Source organism: Burkholderia anthinoferrum, from assembly GCF_002925705.1.
Classification (GTDB): Bacteria; Pseudomonadota; Gammaproteobacteria; order Burkholderiales; family Burkholderiaceae; genus Burkholderia; species Burkholderia semiarida.
Genome location: NZ_LFZP01000089.1, coordinates 1 through 430, shown reverse-complemented (window position 1 = coordinate 430; position 430 = coordinate 1). Strand labels below are relative to the sequence as shown.

The 430-nt window shown below is 59.8% G+C and carries 1 protein-coding gene; it reads right to left on the bottom strand.

All coding sequences use genetic code 11. The features are described from left to right. Positions 1 to 430 (bottom strand): IS3 family transposase (locus C5F75_RS36025; protein ID WP_146075251.1); only part of this gene is annotated, 430 nt, incomplete at both ends.

Genomic DNA, 430 nt, shown 5'->3' with positions numbered 1-430 from the left:
TTTGATCCAGTCCCGAAGGAACCGCTCCGGAGAAACAAAGCCGAGCGACGAATGACGACGACTGCGGTTGTAAAACACTTCGATGTATTCGAACAGATCGGCCTTCGCGGCCTGGTGTGTCCGGTAGCGCGTGGCGTGAACCCGTTCGTTCTTCAAGCTGTTGAAGAAGCTTTCCGTAGGGGCATTGTCCCAACAATTTTTCTTGGGGCTCATCGAGCAGCGCATACCGTACGCGGCCAGCTTGCGCTGGAACTCGTGGCTCGCATACTGGCTGCCCCTATCCGAGTGACACAGGGCGCCCGGCATGGGGCGGCGACGAAACCAAGCCATCGCCAGCGCGTCCGTCACGAGATCCGCCGTCATACGCGACTTGATGGACCAGCCCACCACCTCCCGGTTGAACAGGTCGAGTACCACGGCCAGGTACAGC